Genomic DNA, 17,965 nt, shown 5'->3' with positions numbered 1-17,965 from the left:
TTACTGTTAAAAGGTGTTCAATCTTATTTCTAAGACCAAACTGTTCTTGAATTATTCTCTTAGAATTTTCAAGGTTTACACTGTTCAGTTATCAAGGTTCGTTGTTCTCGCTTTCGCGAGTCAGCTTTAATAGATTATCATGTTCGCAACCGTTTGTCAAGTACTTTTTCAACTTTTTTCGACTGCATTTTCATCTTTAAAGCAGAGCGGAGAAGAAGGGATTTGAACCCTTGCGCCGCTATTAACGACCTACTCCCTTTCCAGGGGAGCCCCTTCGGCCAGCTTGGGTACTTCTCCAAGATGCTCGATTTCTTCAAATCGAATATTTACTTGTCACCGCTGTATCAGTGGTAACTAACGGAGAGGGTGGGATTCGAACCCACGCGCCCTTTCGGACAAACGGTTTTCAAGACCGCCTCGTTATGACCACTTCGATACCTCTCCACACTCTGACGTGTTTCCGCCCTTGCGTGGCGACAAAATGTATTCTATCATCACTAGTCGACAATGTCAACAACTTTTTTCATTTTTTTAATAATTTCTTCAAATTCCCAGTTCCATGCCTGTTTTCAACAGACGAAACAGGCGCAGCGCCGCCTGATAATACAGGATTTCCGCGTTTTTGAAGGCTTCTTTCGGTGGCATGATGCCATTTACGGTAGTAACAATGGAACGGATGCCATGCTCATAGATTTGCTCCGCGCCTTCACCCATACCGCCTACCAGAGCTACCGCAGGTACGTTATGCTTCCGGCAGCGATCACCGACGCCCTGTACCACTTTGCCATAACAGGACTGCCAGTCAGTGCATCCTTCTCCGGTTACCACCAGAGATACCCCTTTCAACCGCCTGTCAAACTCTATCAGATCCAGCACGGTCTCGATTCCGGATTTCAGCTGTGCGCGAAGGAACACCAGCAATGCCGCTCCCAGTCCGCCTGCTGCGCCGGAACCGGGAATAGTATCCGGATTCATGTCATATGTTCGGATAAGGATATCTCGGTAGTTCTCCATGCCGCGCTCCAGACGTTCCAGTATCTCCGGAGTTGCGCCCTTCTGCGGGCCAAAGGTGTAAGTAGCTCCATTTTCTCCACAGAGGGGATTGGTGACGTCGCACATGACGGTAAAGACTGCGTCTGCGATCCGCGGATCCAGGCCGCTGTCGTCTATCGCAGCCAGGCGTCCCAGATCGGAACCGTTTCCCATAAGCTCCCGCCCCGCCCGATCAAGGAAGCGGACGCCCAGCGCGCGCATGCAGCCCATGCCGCCGTCGTTGGTGGCGGAGCCGCCGATGGCGATGGTGATATCACGGAAGCCTCTGTCGAGGGCGTCACGGATCAGTTCGCCGGTTCCGTAGGAGCTTGTATACAGGGGATTTCGCTTTTCCGCAGATACCAGGGCGTAGCCGGAAGCCAGGGCCATCTCGATGATGGCCCTGTTTTCATCCAGTTTTCCATAGTATGTTTCTCTTGTCTGCATCAGGGGATCCTGCGCTTTCACTCGGATCTGCTGTCCCTGTACCGCCCGGATGACCGCATCTACGGTTCCTTCTCCGCCGTCTGCTACCGGGATACCTTCACAGATACAGGCCGGAAATACCTCTTTTGCCGCTTTTGCCAGAAGTCTGCCTGTGTCGTCGCTTGACAGGGTTCCCTTCAATGAGTCAGATGCAAACAAAAATTTCATACCTTTCCCTTTCCTTTCGCTTCTATAAACAGAAAGCAGAATCCTGTTCTCAGAACTCCGCTTTTTTCCATTCCCCGAATTGGTTTTCTATCCGGGTTCTCTTACATTTGATTATGCAGAAACGTCTCCGCAATCTTCCGATCTTCCGGCGTGGTCAGCTTGATATTCTCGTAGGAGCCTTCCACCAGCTTCACCTTTGTATCGGTAAAGGCCTCAATAATCATGGAGTCATCGGTCACATCACTGCGCCCGCTCTCTTCCAGGGCGGCGTAAGCCCGGTAAGCTAGGGAAAAATCAAAAACCTGCGGGGTCTGTACATTCCATACCCGGCTGCGGGCCGGAGTTTCGGACACAAAACCATCGGCGTCGGCGATTTTGACCGTATCTTTACTGGGCATGCCGACTACGCAGGCGTGATATGCTTCTACCGCGTCAAAGGCGCGGCGCAGAATCTCTTCATTTATAAAAGGACGCACGCCGTCGTGAATGAATACAAAGCCATCCTTTTCTTCTTCACGCAGGCTTTTTTCAAGCGCTTTGAGGCCGTTCCAGACCGAAGCATAGCGTTCATGGCCGCCTGCCGCGACTGCACATACCTTATCAAAATGATATTTCTCCACGATTTCCGATTGGACATAGTCTATTTCTGTCTCGCCGGTTACAAGAAGAATCCGGTCGATGAGCGGGGATTCCTGAAAAGCCCGGATGGAATAATAGACGACCGGGTGTCCTTCCAGCTCCAGAAACTGCTTGTGGACGTCGCCTCCCATCCGTTTCCCCTGACCTGCTGCCAGGACGATAGCTGTGCATGATTTTCTCTTCATATCATATCTCCTGCAATACTCTTATGTAACTATCCTAAGATCTCGTTGCGCGCTCTACAGACAGAGCCTGTACATGCGAACTATAATCTCGACAAACGAAACAGACAGCAGCATACATTACCGCTCTCCCAGCTTCAGATTCGGCACCGCGTTCAGGTCGAGACCGTCCCGCTTGCCTGCGATAAACTCATAGTAAGCCGCTACTCCAATCATCGCCGCGTTGTCTGTGCAGAAAATCGGAGACGGATGATAAAATTCAATCTGACGCTCCGCGCAGGCTTTCTCAAAGGCCGCACGCAGTGCGGAATTGGACGCCACGCCGCCGGCAATGGCAAATTTATTGAGGCCGCTTTCCTTCACTGCGATCATGGCATGCTCCACCAGTACGTCGCAGACTGCCTTCTGGAAAGAGGCCGCCACGTCGGCGCGGTTAATCTCAATGCCTTTCATCTGGCATCCGTTCAGATAATTCAACACGGCAGATTTCAGGCCGCTGAAGCTGAAGTCGTAGGGGGAATCCTCGAATTTCGGACGCGGAAACGCAATGGCCTCCGGATTGCCCTCTTTGGAAATCTTATCAATCTTCGGACCGCCCGGATAACCCAGGCCAATGGCGCGGGCCACTTTATCAAAGGCCTCTCCGGCCGCGTCGTCACGGGTCCGTCCCAGAATCTCGTATTTTCCATAATCCCGCACAACGACCAGATGGGTATGTCCGCCGGATACCACCAGGCACACAAAGGGCGGCTCCAGATCCGGATTTTCGATATAATTGGCGGAAATATGTCCTTCAATATGATGTACGCCCACCAGCGGCAGCTTTTTTGCATAGCTGATGGCTTTCGCCTCAGCCACGCCCACCAGCAGCGCGCCCACCAGCCCCGGACCATAGGTGACGCCTATGGCGTCCAGATCGTCCAAAGTCATATTTGCTGTAGTCAGGGCTTCCTCAATGACCTGATTGATGCGCTCAATGTGCTTGCGGGACGCGATTTCCGGAACTACACCGCCGTAGAGAGTATGCAGATCAATCTGGGAGGAAATCACGTTGGAGAGCACTTCCCGGCCATTTTTTACCACGGAAGCCGCTGTCTCGTCGCAGGAGCTCTCAATTCCCAATATATAGATATCTTTTTTCGTATTCATCGTCTCACTCATTTTTCTTCATCCTCAAAATCCAGTTCTATGGATTTTCTGTCCTTTCCGGCCACTGCGCGCGGGAATATCTTGCGTACCTCGTCCATGTATTCTTCAGGCCGGGTCAGGGACGGACTGTAATGGGTCAGCCACATCTCCTTCACATCTGCCTCTTTCGCAAGACGGGCCGCTTCGTAAAAGGTCATGTGTTTATTGGCGACTGCTTTCGCCTGCTTGTCCTTCTCGCCATACATACCCTCGCAGATAAAAAGATCCGCGTCCTTCGCATTTCTGGAAATGGACTCTGTAGGCCGGGTATCCGTACAATACACCAGCTTAATGCCCTTCCGGGGCGCTCCCATAACCATATCCGGCGTATACACCGTTCCGTCCGCCTCGATGGTTTCCCCCTTCTGCAGACGATTCCAGAAATTTTTCGGAATGTTCAGGCTCTGAGCCTGCTCCAGATTGAATTTGCCCGCCCGCTTAATCTCAATGGAATAACCGTAGCAGGTCACGTTATGATTGACCCGGAATGCTTTGATATGATAACCGTTCAGCTCCAGCTCCTCTTCCGCCTTTGTCAGTTCGATAAATTCAATGGGAAAGGGCAACTCCGGCGCGATGACGCGTAAGGCGTTGACCACCCGTTCCAGCCCCTTGGGTCCCACTAACGTCAGCGGCTCCGTCCGCTCCGCATTTCCCATGGTGAGCAGAAGCCCCGGCAGGCCGCTGATATGATCCCCGTGGAAATGGGTAAAGCAGATCACATCAATGGGCTTAAAGCTCCAGCCCTTTTCCTTCACCGCTATCTGCGTTCCCTCTCCACAGTCTATCAGTACACTGCTTCCGTTGTATCGCATCATCAGCGCTGTCAGCCAGCGATAGGGCAACGGCATCATACCTCCGCTTCCCAGCAAACATACATCTAACATTCCTGTCTCCTAATCTTCCTATCTTATAACCATTCGCTCTGTTCTGTCCGCGTCACAGGGACTTTAAACTGCCCGGTAATGCGATCATAACATGCCTCGCACAGATCAAAGCTGTCCTGTTCTCCATCCCTTTCGGACTCGTACCCCCAGCTTTGCCGCACAGCACAGACTCCCTCCAGTGGAATACCGCCGCGCAGGGCAATGACTTTACCGCAGCTATTACAAATCAGTCTGGTTAAAATTTTTGTCTCTGTCATCTTATACTCACGCATCTTATTCCTCCCGCCGCTTTCGCAGCTCTGTGTCATTCCGCCGCGCTATCCTCTGGCGCGCGACCGGAATCTACGTTTTTATTTTACGTGAATATTCTACATAATCCGCTTTTTTCTGCCTAGTGGAAATGGTTGTCAATCTTATGTCAACCTTTTACCATGATCACGGCGTCCTCCACCGGCTGCTCATAAAAGCCCTTCCGGATTCCCACCCGGGTAAAGCCGCTCCGTTCATACAGATGAATGGCCGGTTCATTGCCGGCGCGTACCTCCAGGATATAGCGCTCCAGCCCCCGTTCCTTTCCGTAGGAACACAATTTTTCCAGAAGCTTTCCGGCAATTCCCTGCCCCCGCAGCTCCTTCTTTACGGCCACGTTGGTGATTTCCCCTTCTTCAAAGCTCTGATAGCAGACGCAATAGCCTGCCACCTGGCCGTCCTGTATGGCAGCCAGCAGGATCGTGTGCTCCAGTCCGAGGCTTTCCCGAAAGGCCTGCTCCGACCATGGCGGGGTGATGGCTTCTTTCTCGATAGCCGCAGCCTGCGGCAAATCCAATTCCTCCATGGGGCGAATCAGAAGCTCATTCATGCTTCCTTCTCCGCTTTTTCTTTTTCCAGCCGTTCCCGCTCTGCCTGAGACAAACGCAGGTAATCGGGACGGTGCTCCGCCGCCGTCTCTGTCTTTCCGGCGCGGACATAGGATACGGCCAGCATGGCTACCGCAGCAGCCCGCTGCTTATTGACATGAGCCGGGGCGAAGGAGAAGCTTACGCCCTTCATGAGTTCGTCAGTCAGTACCTGGCGGAAGACCGGCACGCCATCGCCCAGGAAAATTACATCCTTCCCAAGTTTACATAACTTCTCCGCAATTACTTCGATGCCGACTGCCATCTGAGGCTCCAACGCCACCAGCTTGTCTCCCTGAAATTCGTAAACACCAGTATAAACCTGATTTCTGCGGGCGTCCATCAGCGGGCAGATAATTTTATCGGTTCCGTATAAATTATAAGCCAGGGCGTCCACAGTAGGAATGTGTACCAACGGCTTGCCGAGCGCCAGGCCAAGTCCCTTGGCAGTTGCAGAACCGATGCGCAGTCCCGTAAAGGATCCGGGGCCGCCTGCCACGGCGATGGCGTCGATGGTGTTCAGATCCAGTTCGATCATATTGGCAATCTCGTCCAGCATGGGGAGTAGGGTCTGGGAATGGGTCTTCTTGTAGTTGACCGTGTACTCCGCCAGGAGATTGCTATTGGTGCCGTCATCCTCTACCACTGCCACGGACGCAACCAGTCCTGAGCTGTCCAGTCCTAATATCTTCATGTTATTCCATCTCCTCCACGGTTATTTTCCGGTAATCAAAGCCCTTTTCCAAGTCTTTTTCAATCAGAATCTCTGTGCGCTTCTTCGGAAGCAGCTCCTCAATGAGCTCCGCCCACTCAATCAGGCAGACGCCCTCTCCATAGAAATAATCCTCATAGCCGATTTCGTCCATTTCCTCGATATCGCCGATACGGTACACGTCGAAATGATAGAAAGGAAGGCGGCCATCCTCATATTCCTGTACGATGGTGAAGGTGGGACTGTTTACATGCTCGGTGACGCCCAGACCCTTCGCAAATCCCTGGGTAAATACGGTCTTGCCCACGCCCAGGTCGCCGGTCAGGGTGTAAACGGTTCCGGGAACGGCTTCCCGACCCAGCATTTCACCAAAGGCTCTGGTGTCTGTCTCTGAAAATGTTTCCTTTATCATCTTAATACCTCATATAAATCTTCGTAGCAAAATATAAGAAGCAGCCTTTGCAGTTTCGTTTTCACTCGTTGCTCGCAAAACAAAAGCCCCGCAGAGGCTGCGAGGCTCTATTTTTGCTTTTTTTGGCCGTTTCTGCGGCTTTATTATAGCATTTCCGTTTTGTACTGTCCAGTGATTCTGTGAGCACCTAGTTCTTTTTCAAAATCGGGCTGATATGCTTGTAGAGCAGCATGGTAATGACAGATACCACCACGCCCTTCAGGATGTTGAACGGCACAACCGCGAAGAACACCAGGGTCCAGACGCTGTGAATACTGCTGTTGATGGCGGTTCCCATACCGATGATCGCGTCCATGGGCATTCCAAACAGTTCAGAGAATTTCGGCAGCAGATAGAGGGCGTTGAAGCTGCTTCCAAAAATGGTCATAATCAGAGTTCCCAGCGCCAGGCCGCCGATGGCCATTTTCTTATTCTTTCTTATGTAATATACGATGGAAGCCGGGAGTACCAGGCTGCAGCCCACCACGAAGTTCGCAAAGTCGCCGACAAATGCTGTCGTCGTTCCCTTCAGCACCAGCTTCAAAAGCACCTTACAGAGTTCGGTGGCCACGCCTGCCACAGGTCCCATGGCAAAGGCACAGATCAGTACCGGAATCTCACTGAAATCCAGCTCATAGAAGCTGGGCGCAAACCACAGGGGCAGTTCAAAAAGCATCAGTACCGCCGCAATCGCCGAAAATACGCCAACCAGTGCCACCCGACGAGCCGGGGAATTGGTTCGAGCCATGGAATTTTTCTGCCGGAGAGCTTTCTCCGTCAGGCCGGCTACCACAAAAATCGCCACCACAATCACCAGGCAGACGCCTAAAAAGGCCAGATTGTCCTTTACACTTTGCATTAAGTTTGTCATGTTACATTTCTCCTTTTTTTCTGTAGATTAAAAAGGATAATTCTTTAAGGTGTTCGCGGCGGAAACGGATTTCACCTCGTTTTCCGCGAAAAAAAGCCCTGAGTACTGTAAATACTCAGGGCTTAAAAGCAAAGCTGTCGATCTTCTTCAGATCCTGTATTCCGCTTCCTTTTCTTCTCTCATCCAGACTCTACTGTCGGTATCGGAATCTCACCGATTCGGCCATATCTCTAAGGATACAGCTCGCGGACTTTACCGCCGGTCGGGAATTACACCCTGCCCTGAAGAATTAACCATTTTCTGATGTGTATTATAAGCCTGTCTGCGGAAATATGCAAGCTTTATTTCAGAATTCTTTTATGAATTCTTTTTTCTCTTTGTGCAGATAACTGCGCAGCCGCAGCCTGCTGCCAGCAGGAGCATGGCCCATACTGCAATCGGAGCGGTATCGCCGGTAGCCGCCGCATTGGTACTCTGGGTATTGGACTTGGATGAGCTTCCGCTTCCCTTGTGGGAACCGCTGCCATTGCTGCCGCCAGTCGTACTGCCTGTGCTGCCGTTATCTGTCTTGTTGTCATTGCCCGGCTTATTGTTATCGCCTGGCTTGTTGTTATCACCCGGTTTGTTATTGTCACCCGGTTTGTTATCATCCGGATTGATGACGGTGGAACCGGAAAGCACCTCGAAGGTCGCGGTTGCTTCGCCATATCTGGTTACCACAGTCATGGTGTGGCTGCCCTTGGACAGTGTCTTCAGGTAAGCTTCGGTTAAGGTAATCACGCCATTCTTAACGGTGTAGGAATCTGCGGAAATCTCCTCGTCATCCACATACACTCCGAGAATCGCATCGTCCTTTGCGTCTGTTTTAAAGGTCAGATCGCCCTTCTTCCACTGGCTGCCGTCGCCCTCGGTAATCGCAGGCGCGTTTACCACATCCTTTTTCTGGGTCAGGCCCACATTCATCTCCACTGCTGCCGCAAAATTATTTCCATTCAGAGTAGATACTGCTGTCAGGCGGAAGCCGTAAGCCTTGTACTCTTTATCCAGCGCCACGCTGTTCGCTGCGCTGTCTGCGTCGAAGGTACCTTCCTTGATGGTGGTATAGGTTCCGTCCGCATTCTTGATCTCCAGGATGTAATCCTTGATGGAACCGTTGGAGCTTGCGCCGCGTCCGGTATACATGAAGTGATCGAAGGTCTCTTCCTTACCGAAATCCACTGCAATCCAGTGCTTGTCGCTGCAGGTATCTCCGCCCACATAGTTGGTATGCCACCAGGAGCCTGTGCTGCCGTCGATGGCTGCCATTGCGCTGGCGTCACCGGACATGCCCGGCATCTCGGAGCATGCGCGTGCGGTCCAGCCCTCGCGGCTGCTTTCCTCTACAACCGGAGGCTTGGGAGCGATGGCGGAGGTCTCGTCATAGGCTAATGCGCGGTTCAGCACCTGTACAGCTGCCAGATCGCCGGTGTAGCCTGCGCCGCCGATGGTGATAGCGCCGCCCTTTAAGTTCTCATTGATTACATTTGCGTCGTATGCGGAAGCTGCCAGCGCGCCGTCGATGTAAAGCTTCAGCATGCCGTTGGCCTCGCGTACTGCTGTGATGGAGTGTGCTTCTCCGTCGTTTACCTGACCCCTGGTCGTGGTCGTCGCCTTGGTGGGCTGATACTCATCGGTACCGAAGGTTCCGGTCGCCTTGGAGTCTACGGTGGTTACCTTTTCCTCTGAGGTCAGAGTCAGGGATCCTGCCTTGAATTCCACAAAGCCGTCCTTATTGATGGAAAGCTTCACATCGTCGCCTGCAGTTACCAGGGTGGTTCCTGCCGCTGTGGTCTTAACGCCGGTCACAATACTGAAATCTGTGGTTCCGGTCAGCTGATTGTCTGTCTTTACCTCATAACTATCCGTTACGCCGCCAAGCCATGTGGTCTCCGTCTCCGCGTCGTAGGACGCCTTGATGCTGTTTTTGCCCTTTACGTCGGTGCGGGCTGCCGCCTCGGCGATGACGCCGTCCTTGTAGCAGGCTACTGTCACGTCAGCGCTTGTGGTATTGCCATTTACATCGCTTACCTTCTGTACGCCTACCTTTACCTCGCCCTCCGGCAGCTTGTCGGTGGTGAGTACGACGGTGCGGTAATCCTCTTTTACTTCTGCTTTCGCCTCTTTGCCATTTACAGTGAAGGTACCGCCCTGGATGCGCTCGTCAAACTTCAGGGTCAGCTCCTGATCGCCGGTGGACTTGGCAGATACAAGCTTCGGAGCCTCTGCGTCCCTGCTGCCATACTGCTGAATCACAGTCTCATGGGGCTTCAGCGTTACGGTGATGGTATCTCCATAGGAAACAGCCTTCAGCTCGCCTGCCTCATAGGGATGTACCCGAACACCCTTCGCGTTATTCAGTGCCGGATCTGCGCCGATGGTATCATTTACCTGCAGAGAGTAGGTCTGCTCGGAATCCAGCGGGTTTGTGAAGGAAATGATTCCCTCTGTGCCATTCCAGCTGGAATAGCCGTATACGCCGTTCTTCGGCTGATTTCCGAAGAGCTTCGCGTTCTTCAGAATCTCATGGTTCTCTTCTGCCCATGCAATGGCGTCTGTGGTTACCTTCCACTTGGCGTCATCCATGATGGACGGGGAGTAATAAAGCTCCCAGAAAGCGGTACCGCGCACGGCGTTCGCGAACAGGAACTCACGGAAGACTTCTGTGGTCGCCTGGCTATTATCGGATACGCCGTAAATCGGGTCGTGGTTGTAGATATTCTTCAGCGGGAACTGAATCTGGTTCTGCTTGTACAGCTGATAGTATACCTGGTCACGGTAGTAAATCTTCTGCTGATGACGCTCGCCGGTTCCCAGCTGTCCGGTATCGCCGGAATCCTGTACCCAGATGGTGTTGACCCACTGCAGCAGCCATGGACTTAAGTTTACATAACAGGTCGCGTTGATGAACAGGCCCTTGCCCTCTTTTGCTCTGGCCTCTCTGGCCGCGTCGAAGAGGTCGGTCCATTTCTCCCAGAGGTCTGTGGTGTAATACATGTTCTGGGTTCCGCCGGTCATATGATCGTGGCTGGCATTGGTACAGGGTCTTAAAGCAAAGCCGTCCCATTTCCAGTAATCGATGTTGAAACGGTTCTCATAATCGATGAACAGGCTCTGCAGGTTCTTCACATACTTGTCGGAGCCTACGCAGATATTTTTCCAGTAATCGTTCTGTACATATCCGGTTCCCTTGGACTCCAGATACTGCGCAAAGGTTCCGAAATAATTGTATCCGCCCTGGGGTCCGAGCCACAGTCCGAAGGTGGACTGGAATTTATCGGACAGGGCGCTGGAGGTATACAGCTCGTTGGGGAACTTGGCGTTAAACTCCCAGAAACCGGTCACATTCGGGGTGGTTCCCTGGGAAGATCCCGGCGTCGCGGTATAGGTACCGTCGTAGTAATTGTTCCAGCCGTCATCCACTACATAGGAATCCAGGGGCTCTACGCCATTCTGGGTCAGGCCCTTCTCCGCTCCGTAGAAGGAAGCCGCAATACTCTCGTCGGTGATGTTCATCATATTGTCATACCAGGAGTTGTACTGCTTCCGGAATTCAGTCGGTGTGGCAATGTCCTCGATATAGCTGAAGAAATCAGTCTGTACCACAGCTGTGTCAGTTCCTCTGGCCGCGCCGATGACATTCCACCAGGTGCGGAAGGTTCCGTCTGCCTGCAGCTGGTTATCCTGACCCAGACGGGTGAAGGTCTTGCCGGAGTAGTAGCGAATCTCTGTGGTGTTGTCCGTGATTCGGGTGTCTGCCGCCGGGAACTCAGATCCCATAAACAGACCATTTACGTAGATCGGCTGTCCCAGCATCAGCTCATGACGTCCAATCCACATGGAAGAAATCTTGGACTCGTCCGGATGGGACCATACGCCCTCCGCGTTGTCCGGAAGTACGAAGCGATCCATATCGATGTAATCGATCTGAGCCTTATCTGCATCGGATACGCCGATTTCCAGATAGGTATTCATGTAATGCTCGTCATTCATCAGGATGGCTACCTGATCAATGTCGTACTCTACGCCGTTCAGCGTATAGGGCGCATAGTGAATGGTCAGCTTCTTGCCGCCGTCGATATCCGCCTGCTCCGCAGAGTCAAATACCAGATCGCCGGACTTGATAGTTTTGGAGGTGGGAGCAATGATGTCCGAACCATCCTCGTCGGTATTCCAGTTGGGACCTACGTACTGATCTGCGTAGAGATTCAGCTCTGCGCTGGTGAACTCATCGCTGCTGCCCATGGAGCAGGATTCCTGAACCAGACGCACGTACCGGGTGGTGTAGGTCTTCTTGAAGTTTGCGTATACACGGTCGCCCACATTGTAGAGGCCGTTCTCCTCATGCAGATTGTAGGCCTCTGCGGTAAACTCTCCGGCTCCCGCGAAGGTGTAATTGGTTCCATCCTCGCTGACATACAGCTTGAATTTGCCCATGGTTCCGTTGAGACCGTAATTGGCGTCGCCGTAGCCCGGGCGCTTGTCGATGGACAGGGAGGAAACTGTCTGTACGCTTCCCAGATCGATGTCCACGGTAAACGGACTTCCCGCCTTGGTGTACTCGTCCGGATGGGTATTCAGAGCGCCGTCAATCAGTCTTGCGGTATGAGCCGCGTCGAAGACCTGTCCGCCGTTATTGGTAATGGTTACCTTCCAGGCGCTTCTGTCCAGTACCTGGGTCGGTTCCACGATTTTCTGTGTTTTCTCAAAGGTTCCGGTATAGAAACCAATCTCGGCGCTGGTGAACTCCTCGGCGCTTCCGATCGCTGCGCTTGTCTGTAGTACACGGACATACTGCGCGTCTACCGCATGGTCGAAATTCACATATACCATATCTCCCACGTTGTAGAGGTCGCCTTCCTTATGCAGGTTGTAATCCGCCTCCGTAAATTCGCCTTCGGCTACCTTCTCATAATTTTCGCCGTCGTTGCTTGCGTAGATCTTGTATCCGCCCATGGTTCCATTGGTTCCGTAATTGGAATCGCCAAAGCCCGGGCGCTTGTTTACGGACATGGACGCGATCGTCTTCGTCTCGCCCAGATCGATGTCCAGGGTGAACGGATGTCCGCTGATGGTGTACTCGTTCGGATAGCTGTTCAGATCATTGTCAAATAAGGTCTTTACTGCGCTCTCCGGGAATTCTGTACCGGCGCTGTTGATCAGCTTCGCGCTCCATCTTTCTTTGGAGATGGCGTCCGGTGTGTTGAGCTCCCACTGGGGATCATTGGTGATTTTATCCGTATCTTCACCGGGAGTATCCGGCGTCTCGGACTCGGACTCGCCCAGTGTATTGATCACGAAATCTTCTGAGCCGTCCTGGGGAACCAGATTGGTTCCAATCCGCTTGTTTACGATCTGCGTCGTTTCGATGTGGCCGTCTGCAATGCTGTATTCTCTGGAAATATAGTCATTGCCGATGGATACCATATCATTTTCAATGGATACGGCTGTCCGGGATCCCGCTGCCTGTGCGTCCAGCTTTACGGATCCTGCCGCGGTGCACAGCACCAGCGTCCAGGCCAATGCGGCCTTTCCATGTCGTTTTTTCATGCTTCCTTCCCTCATTTTCCCATTTGTCTGCGTTCGTACCCGGCCTCTGAAGCATACCGTCGGTCCGGCCAGCTGCGCACTCTCGCCATTCCGCCCACATATTCTTCAGAAAACCTTTCTGCGCTACGTCAAATAATACACTAATATCCTTATATTTTTCAATCTGTTTGTCGAAATTGACAACATGTTCGTTGAAAAGTTCAATTACATTTTACGTATTTTCCCATTCTGTGTGGTGCATACTGTTTCTATGATGAGAAAACGATTTATTTTATGCGGCCTGGTGGGCTGGTGCCTGGAAATTTTCTGGACGGGACTGAAATCACTTCAGCGGCGGCAGCTGAAACTGATGGGGCATTCCTCCATCTGGATGTTTCCCATTTACGGGATGGCCTTTCTGTTCGCGCCCATTTCGCGGCTGCTCCGGAAAAAGAGCGTCTGGGTGCGGGGCAGCGTCTATGCGGGTGGGATTTTTCTGACAGAGTACCTGAGCGGCATGTTTCTGAAAAAACGGGGCATCTGCCCCTGGGATTACAGTCATGCCCGGCTCAATGTAAACGGGGTCATAAGGCTCGACTACGCGCCGGTCTGGTTTCTGACCGGACTCCTCTACGAGAAGCTGTTAAATAAATTTATGGCTTCTTAAGATTTTTTCACAAAAGTTTAAATCCTTTTCCGTGGTTTTCTGGTATACTGGAGGTGAAAACAGTCTGCCCTTGCGGCATTTACCGGAATATACTATTTATTTTTCTAAAGGAATGGGGTTTTTTACTATGGCTGAAGCCAAAATTGTAGTCGTAGACGACGAGAAGGAAATTGCGGATTTGATCACCTTGTATCTGACCAATGAAGCTTACGAAGTGCATACTTTTTATAACGGAACCGACGCTCTGGCGTATATGGAGGCCGAGACGCCGGATCTGGCAGTGCTGGACGTGATGCTGCCGGATATGAGCGGTTTTACCATCTGCCAGAAAATACGGGAGAAACAGAATTTTCCCATCATCATGCTGACCGCCAAGGATGAAGAGGTGGACAAAATCACCGGCCTGACCCTGGGCGCCGACGATTATATGACCAAGCCCTTCCGGCCCCTGGAGCTGATTGCAAGGGTTAAAGCCCAGCTGCGCCGTTTTACCAAGTATAATAATTCGCCCGCCCAGGAAGAGGATCCGGATTCCATTACCATCTCCGGACTGACCATCAATAAACGGGATCACACCTGCACCCTGAACGAGCAGCCGCTGGCGCTGACACCCACAGAGTTTTCTATTCTCTGGAGTCTCTGCAAAAACCGGGGGCAGGTGGTCAGCTCTGACCGTCTCTTCTACGACGTCTGGGGTGAGAAATATTACAGCAGCAATAATAACACGATTATGGTACACATCCGGCATCTGCGGGAAAAGATGAACGATTCCAGCGAGAAACCCAAGTATATCAAGACCGTGTGGGGAGTGGGGTACAAAATTGAATAAAAAACAGTCGCGGGGCAGTAAATACGTCCTCTTTGAACGAAAACTGATGCGAAAAATCCTGTCGCTGGTATTTGTGTCCATCTGCGCGGTTTTCCTGCTGCGGGAACTGATTCGCGGGCGGTTCGGCGATACAGTGGTGGGCTTTCTGACCGGCCTTTTCCATCTGGACTACGACGACGCCCTTTATATCTACGAAATCACCTTCCGCAATAACCTGGAAACCATTCTGGCAGGCGCCATCATCATTGCCATCATCGTGGTATTCCGCTATTCCATCCGCTGGATGACCGAATATTTCGATGAGATTTCCGCCGGCTGCGACGCGCTGCTGGATGAAAAGACCGAACTCATTACCCTTTCCCCTGAAATGGGTTTTCTGGAGCTGAAACTCAATGAATGCAAAAACATTCTGGAAAAACGGGAGCGGGACGCACGCCAGGCCGAGGAGCGCAAAAACGATCTGGTGGTCTACCTGGCCCACGATATCCGCACGCCCCTGACTTCCGTCATCGGCTATCTGGATCTGATGAAGGAAGCGCCGGATCTGCCTGTGGAACAGCGTGCCCGGTATCTGTCCATCACGTTAGACAAGGCTTACCGGCTGGAACAGCTCATCAATGAGTTTTTTGAAATTACCCGGTTTAACCTGCACAGCATCCCTCTGACCCGGGAAAATATTCCGCTGTCCTTTCTGCTGATGCAGCTTGCAGAGGAATTTTATCCGATTCTGACGCCCAGTGGAAAATCCGTACATATGGACGTGCCGGAGAACCTGATTCTGCCCGGAGATCCGGACAAGCTTGCCCGGGTGTTCAACAACATTTTGAAAAATGCAGCCGCCTATAGTTTTCCTGATACGGTCATCGAGATTCGAGCCCGGAAAGAGGCGGAGCTGATTCATATTACCTTTACCAATCAGGGGCCGCAGATTCCCAAGGAACAGCTGGACGTAATTTTCGAGAAGTTTTACCGGCTGGACAGTGCAAGATCTTCCGAAAAAGGCGGAGCCGGACTGGGACTGGCTATCGCGAAGGAGATTGTGGCGGCCCATCACGGGACGATTTCGGCGGAGAGCGACAAACAGGGAACTACATTTTCCGTGGTATTGCCTGCAATCTGAAGCTCCGGTTCGTTCCAAAAAGCATTCTAAGTTTCCCCTGTCAAATAAAAAAGAATGTGCCGTTGGCACATTCTCGCGCCGAGGCGCGGTTGCTTCAGCAACCATCTACCGCTGCGCCGAGTGCGATAATATTTTTTCTGGAATAGGGAATTCTATCGGAATTTCCTATTCCAGAAAAAATCCGTTTATCCACATTTTTTCAGGATAAACGGATTTTTTTGCACATTTTAGACTATTTTCTCTTGTACTTTTCCTCACAGTACTTGCAGCGGTACACCTCTTTGCGCGGGTCGGTCAGGACAAATACCTGATCCAGCTCCTGCTCAATGGAAGTGATGCAGCGGGGATTCTTGCACTTTACGATATTGCGAATCTCCTTGGGAAGCGTCAGGGTCTTCTTCTCCGTGACCTTCTCGTCTTTTACGATATTGACGGTGATATTATGGTCGATGAAGCCCAGCACATCCATATCAATATAATCAATCGGACACTCGATTTTCATCAGATCCTTCTTTCCCATCTTGCCGCTGCGGGCATTCTTGATAATCGCCACGGTGCAGTCCAGCTTGTCCAGGTTCAGATATTTGTATATCTCCATACTCTTGCCCGCCTGAATGTGATCCAGCACAAAGCCCTCGGAGATACGTCCTACACTTAACATTGACATTATACATTCACCTCCAGAAGTGTGAGAATCAGCGCCATACGTACATAGACGCCATACTGTACCTGCTTGAAATAAGCGGCCCGCGGATCATTGTCCACCTCGACGGAAATCTCATTGACTCTGGGCAGCGGATGCAGAACCAGCATATCCGGCTTGGCCAGAGCCATTTTCTCCTTGTTCAGGATGTAGAAATCCTTCAGACGGATATAATCCTCCTCGTTGAAGAAACGCTCCTGCTGAACACGGGTCATATACAGCAGATCCAGGTCGCCGATCACGTCCTCCAACCGTTCCACTTCCTTATAATTCTGACCGTTGGCGTCCAGTACCTCCTCACGGATGTAGCTGGGAATCCGCAGCTCCTCCGGGGAAATGAATACAAAGCGCACATTTTCATAACGAACCAGCGCTTTTACCAGAGAATGCACCGTACGCCCAAACTTCAGGTCGCCGCAGAGACCGATGGTAATGTGATCGAGACGCCCTTTCAAAGAACGAATGGTCATCAGGTCCGTCAGGGTCTGGGTCGGATGCTGATGGCCGCCATCGCCTGCGTTGATCACAGGAATACCGGAAACTGCGGACGCTACCATCGGAGCTCCCTCTTTCGGGTGCCGCATCGCACATATATCAGCATAACAGGAAATCATACGAATTGTATCGGAAACACTTTCTCCCTTGGATGCGGAACTGGACGCCGCACTGGAAAATCCTAAGACCTGACCCCCTAAATGGATCATAGCAGATTCGAAACTAAGTCTTGTTCTTGTACTCGGTTCATAAAACAATGTCGCCAGAACCTTACCGTCACAGGCATGCGCGTATTTTGCAGGATTCTTCTCAATGTCGCTGGCAAGGTCCAAAACCTTCTCCACTTCTTCCACGGAAAAATCCAACGGGCTCATTAGATGTCTCATAATAACCTCCCATTTGGCTTTGTTAATTTTTATCTCGTAATATATTACATCAAACTTTTGCGGATTTCAACAAATATCTTTTGCAAAATTGTACTTTTTCAAGTATACTTTTCTTGACGGGGAGATTCCTGCCGGAAAGCGAGGTATTCATTATGGAATTCAAAGAGAAAAAACGTTGGGTATTCTTAGGACTGCCCTTTACCTTTACCACTTATACCATTACCGAAGAAATCGTCACCATCGATGAAGGCTTCCTGAATCGCAAGGAAGACGACTGCTACATGTATAAAATCCAGGACGTAACCCTGACCACCAGCCTCTTCGAGCGCATCATGGGCCTGGGCACCGTCATCTGCAACACCGGCGACGTCACCCATCCCAAGCTGGAGCTCGCTCACATCAAAAACGCCCGCGCCATCAAAGACTTCATCCTCCAGCAGTCCGAAGACCAGCGCCTGAAGCGCCGCACCCTGAACACCCAGAACATCGGAGCGATGCCTGATCCGGACCATTTTCACGACATGCACGATGACTGCGACTTACATATGCACTAATTAAATACAGATGAAAACCAGAAAAACGGCGGACCAGCCGGAAAAAACTTTTCATACCTGTGTCCTTGTTCTCAGGACATCCAGGGATACCCGTAGGGTATTCCTAAGGAGGGGCTAATTTGTCCCCGAGCATG

General features: G+C 51.6%; 16 protein-coding genes, 2 tRNA genes and 1 riboswitch. Of the genes, 4 read left to right on the top strand and 14 right to left on the bottom strand.

Features of this window, described 5'->3' with window-relative positions; all coding sequences use genetic code 11:
- Positions 1–207: 207 nt before the first annotated feature.
- The 12 genes from ACESZP_RS05220 to ACESZP_RS05165 form a co-directional block, all read right to left on the bottom strand.
- Positions 208–297: transfer RNA gene (locus tag ACESZP_RS05220), tRNA-Ser, on the bottom strand.
- A gap of 61 nt (positions 298–358) precedes the next feature.
- Positions 359–444, bottom strand: a tRNA-Ser gene (locus ACESZP_RS05215).
- Positions 445–543: 99 nt separating this feature from the next.
- On the bottom strand, positions 544–1,686 hold the full coding sequence (locus tag ACESZP_RS05210; protein ID WP_499708246.1) for a glycerate kinase family protein: 1,143 nt from the start codon (positions 1,684–1,686) through the stop codon (positions 544–546).
- 101 nt (positions 1,687–1,787) lie between these two features.
- A complete protein-coding gene (ispD, locus tag ACESZP_RS05205; RefSeq protein ID WP_499708245.1) occupies positions 1,788–2,510 on the bottom strand; it encodes a 2-C-methyl-D-erythritol 4-phosphate cytidylyltransferase in 723 nt (240 codons plus the stop codon).
- A gap of 117 nt (positions 2,511–2,627) precedes the next feature.
- The gene (gene tsaD / locus ACESZP_RS05200) at positions 2,628–3,668 is read right to left on the bottom strand and encodes a tRNA (adenosine(37)-N6)-threonylcarbamoyltransferase complex transferase subunit TsaD (RefSeq protein ID WP_499708244.1); all 1,041 of its coding nucleotides are present in this window, start codon (positions 3,666–3,668) and stop codon (positions 2,628–2,630) included.
- Positions 3,665–4,582: a ribonuclease Z gene (locus ACESZP_RS05195; RefSeq protein WP_440323118.1), complete on the bottom strand. Its 918-nt coding sequence runs from the start codon at positions 4,580–4,582 to the stop codon at positions 3,665–3,667. Before ACESZP_RS05195 ends, tsaD begins: the two co-directional genes overlap by 4 nt.
- Positions 4,583–4,605: 23 nt before the next feature.
- Positions 4,606–4,854: a hypothetical protein gene (locus ACESZP_RS05190; protein WP_349165514.1), complete on the bottom strand. Its 249-nt coding sequence runs from the start codon at positions 4,852–4,854 to the stop codon at positions 4,606–4,608.
- A 146-nt stretch (positions 4,855–5,000) separates the two neighbouring features.
- Positions 5,001–5,441, bottom strand: coding sequence for a ribosomal protein S18-alanine N-acetyltransferase (rimI, locus tag ACESZP_RS05185; RefSeq protein ID WP_349165513.1), 441 nt, complete (start codon positions 5,439–5,441; stop codon positions 5,001–5,003).
- Positions 5,438–6,172: a tRNA (adenosine(37)-N6)-threonylcarbamoyltransferase complex dimerization subunit type 1 TsaB gene (tsaB, locus tag ACESZP_RS05180; RefSeq protein WP_499708243.1), complete on the bottom strand. Its 735-nt coding sequence runs from the start codon at positions 6,170–6,172 to the stop codon at positions 5,438–5,440. Before tsaB ends, rimI begins: the two co-directional genes overlap by 4 nt.
- A 1-nt stretch (position 6,173) precedes the next feature.
- Complete coding sequence (tsaE, locus tag ACESZP_RS05175; RefSeq protein WP_499708242.1) at positions 6,174–6,602, bottom strand: tRNA (adenosine(37)-N6)-threonylcarbamoyltransferase complex ATPase subunit type 1 TsaE; 429 nt, start codon at positions 6,600–6,602, stop codon at positions 6,174–6,176.
- A gap of 187 nt (positions 6,603–6,789) precedes the next feature.
- Entirely contained in the window at positions 6,790–7,512 is a 723-nt protein-coding gene (locus ACESZP_RS05170; RefSeq protein ID WP_178038286.1) for an ECF transporter S component, read from the bottom strand.
- 167 nt (positions 7,513–7,679) lie between these two features.
- Positions 7,680–7,805, bottom strand: a riboswitch (FMN riboswitch).
- Positions 7,806–7,869: 64 nt separating this feature from the next.
- A complete protein-coding gene (locus ACESZP_RS05165) occupies positions 7,870–13,098 on the bottom strand; it encodes a discoidin domain-containing protein (RefSeq protein ID WP_499708241.1) in 5,229 nt (1,742 codons plus the stop codon).
- Between the two features lie 250 nt (positions 13,099–13,348).
- On the opposite strand from ACESZP_RS05165, the gene ACESZP_RS05160 reads away from it, so the two are divergent.
- The 3 genes from ACESZP_RS05160 (at position 13,349) to ACESZP_RS05150 (ending at position 15,693) form a co-directional block, all read left to right on the top strand.
- Positions 13,349–13,744, top strand: coding sequence for a putative ABC transporter permease (locus ACESZP_RS05160; protein WP_499708240.1), 396 nt, complete (start codon positions 13,349–13,351; stop codon positions 13,742–13,744).
- Between the two features lie 127 nt (positions 13,745–13,871).
- The gene (vanR, locus tag ACESZP_RS05155) at positions 13,872–14,573 is read left to right on the top strand and encodes a VanR-ABDEGLN family response regulator transcription factor (RefSeq protein ID WP_178038284.1); all 702 of its coding nucleotides are present in this window, start codon (positions 13,872–13,874) and stop codon (positions 14,571–14,573) included.
- Positions 14,574–14,619: 46 nt separating this feature from the next.
- Positions 14,620–15,693 (top strand): ATP-binding protein, encoded by a 1,074-nt coding sequence (locus tag ACESZP_RS05150; protein ID WP_178038296.1) that lies wholly within the window; start codon positions 14,620–14,622, stop codon positions 15,691–15,693.
- 232 nt (positions 15,694–15,925) lie between these two features.
- Here ACESZP_RS05150 and ACESZP_RS05145 read toward each other — a convergent pair whose 3' ends face one another.
- Both ACESZP_RS05145 and pyrB read right to left on the bottom strand, forming a co-directional pair.
- Positions 15,926–16,360, bottom strand: a complete 435-nt coding sequence (locus ACESZP_RS05145) for an aspartate carbamoyltransferase regulatory subunit (RefSeq protein WP_178038283.1) — start codon at positions 16,358–16,360, stop codon at positions 15,926–15,928.
- The gene (gene pyrB, locus ACESZP_RS05140) at positions 16,360–17,277 is read right to left on the bottom strand and encodes an aspartate carbamoyltransferase (protein WP_178038282.1); all 918 of its coding nucleotides are present in this window, start codon (positions 17,275–17,277) and stop codon (positions 16,360–16,362) included. Before pyrB ends, ACESZP_RS05145 begins: the two co-directional genes overlap by 1 nt.
- Positions 17,278–17,390: 113 nt before the next feature.
- On the opposite strand from pyrB, the gene ACESZP_RS05135 reads away from it, so the two are divergent.
- Positions 17,391–17,831, top strand: a complete 441-nt coding sequence (locus ACESZP_RS05135) for a PH domain-containing protein (protein ID WP_499708239.1) — start codon at positions 17,391–17,393, stop codon at positions 17,829–17,831.
- Positions 17,832–17,965 lie beyond the last annotated feature (134 nt).

Source organism: Candidatus Dorea massiliensis AP6, from assembly GCF_964245105.1.
GTDB classification, from domain to species: Bacteria; Bacillota; Clostridia; order Lachnospirales; family Lachnospiraceae; genus Laedolimicola; species Laedolimicola intestinihominis.
Note: the sequence above shows the minus strand (reverse complement) of the source record. Positions and strands in the feature narration are given on the sequence as shown.

What these genes read in the sequence shown, in the direction of transcription:
- ACESZP_RS05150 (WP_178038296.1), top strand. Translation starts at nt 14,620, where the DNA reads ATGCGAAAAATCCTGTCGCTGGTATTTGTGTCCATCTGCGCGGTTTTC.
- ACESZP_RS05210 (WP_499708246.1), bottom strand. Translation starts at nt 1,686, where the DNA reads ATGAAATTTTTGTTTGCATCTGACTCATTGAAGGGAACCCTGTCAAGC.
- tsaB (WP_499708243.1), bottom strand. Translation starts at nt 6,172, where the DNA reads ATGAAGATATTAGGACTGGACAGCTCAGGACTGGTTGCGTCCGTGGCA.
- ACESZP_RS05145 (WP_178038283.1), bottom strand. Translation starts at nt 16,360, where the DNA reads ATGTCAATGTTAAGTGTAGGACGTATCTCCGAGGGCTTTGTGCTGGAT.
- rimI (WP_349165513.1), bottom strand. Translation starts at nt 5,441, where the DNA reads ATGAATGAGCTTCTGATTCGCCCCATGGAGGAATTGGATTTGCCGCAG.
- ispD (WP_499708245.1), bottom strand. Translation starts at nt 2,510, where the DNA reads ATGAAGAGAAAATCATGCACAGCTATCGTCCTGGCAGCAGGTCAGGGG.
- tsaD (WP_499708244.1), bottom strand. Translation starts at nt 3,668, where the DNA reads ATGAGTGAGACGATGAATACGAAAAAAGATATCTATATATTGGGAATT.
- ACESZP_RS05165 (WP_499708241.1), bottom strand. Translation starts at nt 13,098, where the DNA reads ATGAAAAAACGACATGGAAAGGCCGCATTGGCCTGGACGCTGGTGCTG.
- ACESZP_RS05195 (WP_440323118.1), bottom strand. Translation starts at nt 4,582, where the DNA reads ATGTTAGATGTATGTTTGCTGGGAAGCGGAGGTATGATGCCGTTGCCC.
- pyrB (WP_178038282.1), bottom strand. Translation starts at nt 17,277, where the DNA reads ATGAGACATCTAATGAGCCCGTTGGATTTTTCCGTGGAAGAAGTGGAG.
- ACESZP_RS05190 (WP_349165514.1), bottom strand. Translation starts at nt 4,854, where the DNA reads ATGCGTGAGTATAAGATGACAGAGACAAAAATTTTAACCAGACTGATT.
- vanR (WP_178038284.1), top strand. Translation starts at nt 13,872, where the DNA reads ATGGCTGAAGCCAAAATTGTAGTCGTAGACGACGAGAAGGAAATTGCG.
- ACESZP_RS05170 (WP_178038286.1), bottom strand. Translation starts at nt 7,512, where the DNA reads ATGACAAACTTAATGCAAAGTGTAAAGGACAATCTGGCCTTTTTAGGC.
- ACESZP_RS05160 (WP_499708240.1), top strand. Translation starts at nt 13,349, where the DNA reads ATGATGAGAAAACGATTTATTTTATGCGGCCTGGTGGGCTGGTGCCTG.
- tsaE (WP_499708242.1), bottom strand. Translation starts at nt 6,602, where the DNA reads ATGATAAAGGAAACATTTTCAGAGACAGACACCAGAGCCTTTGGTGAA.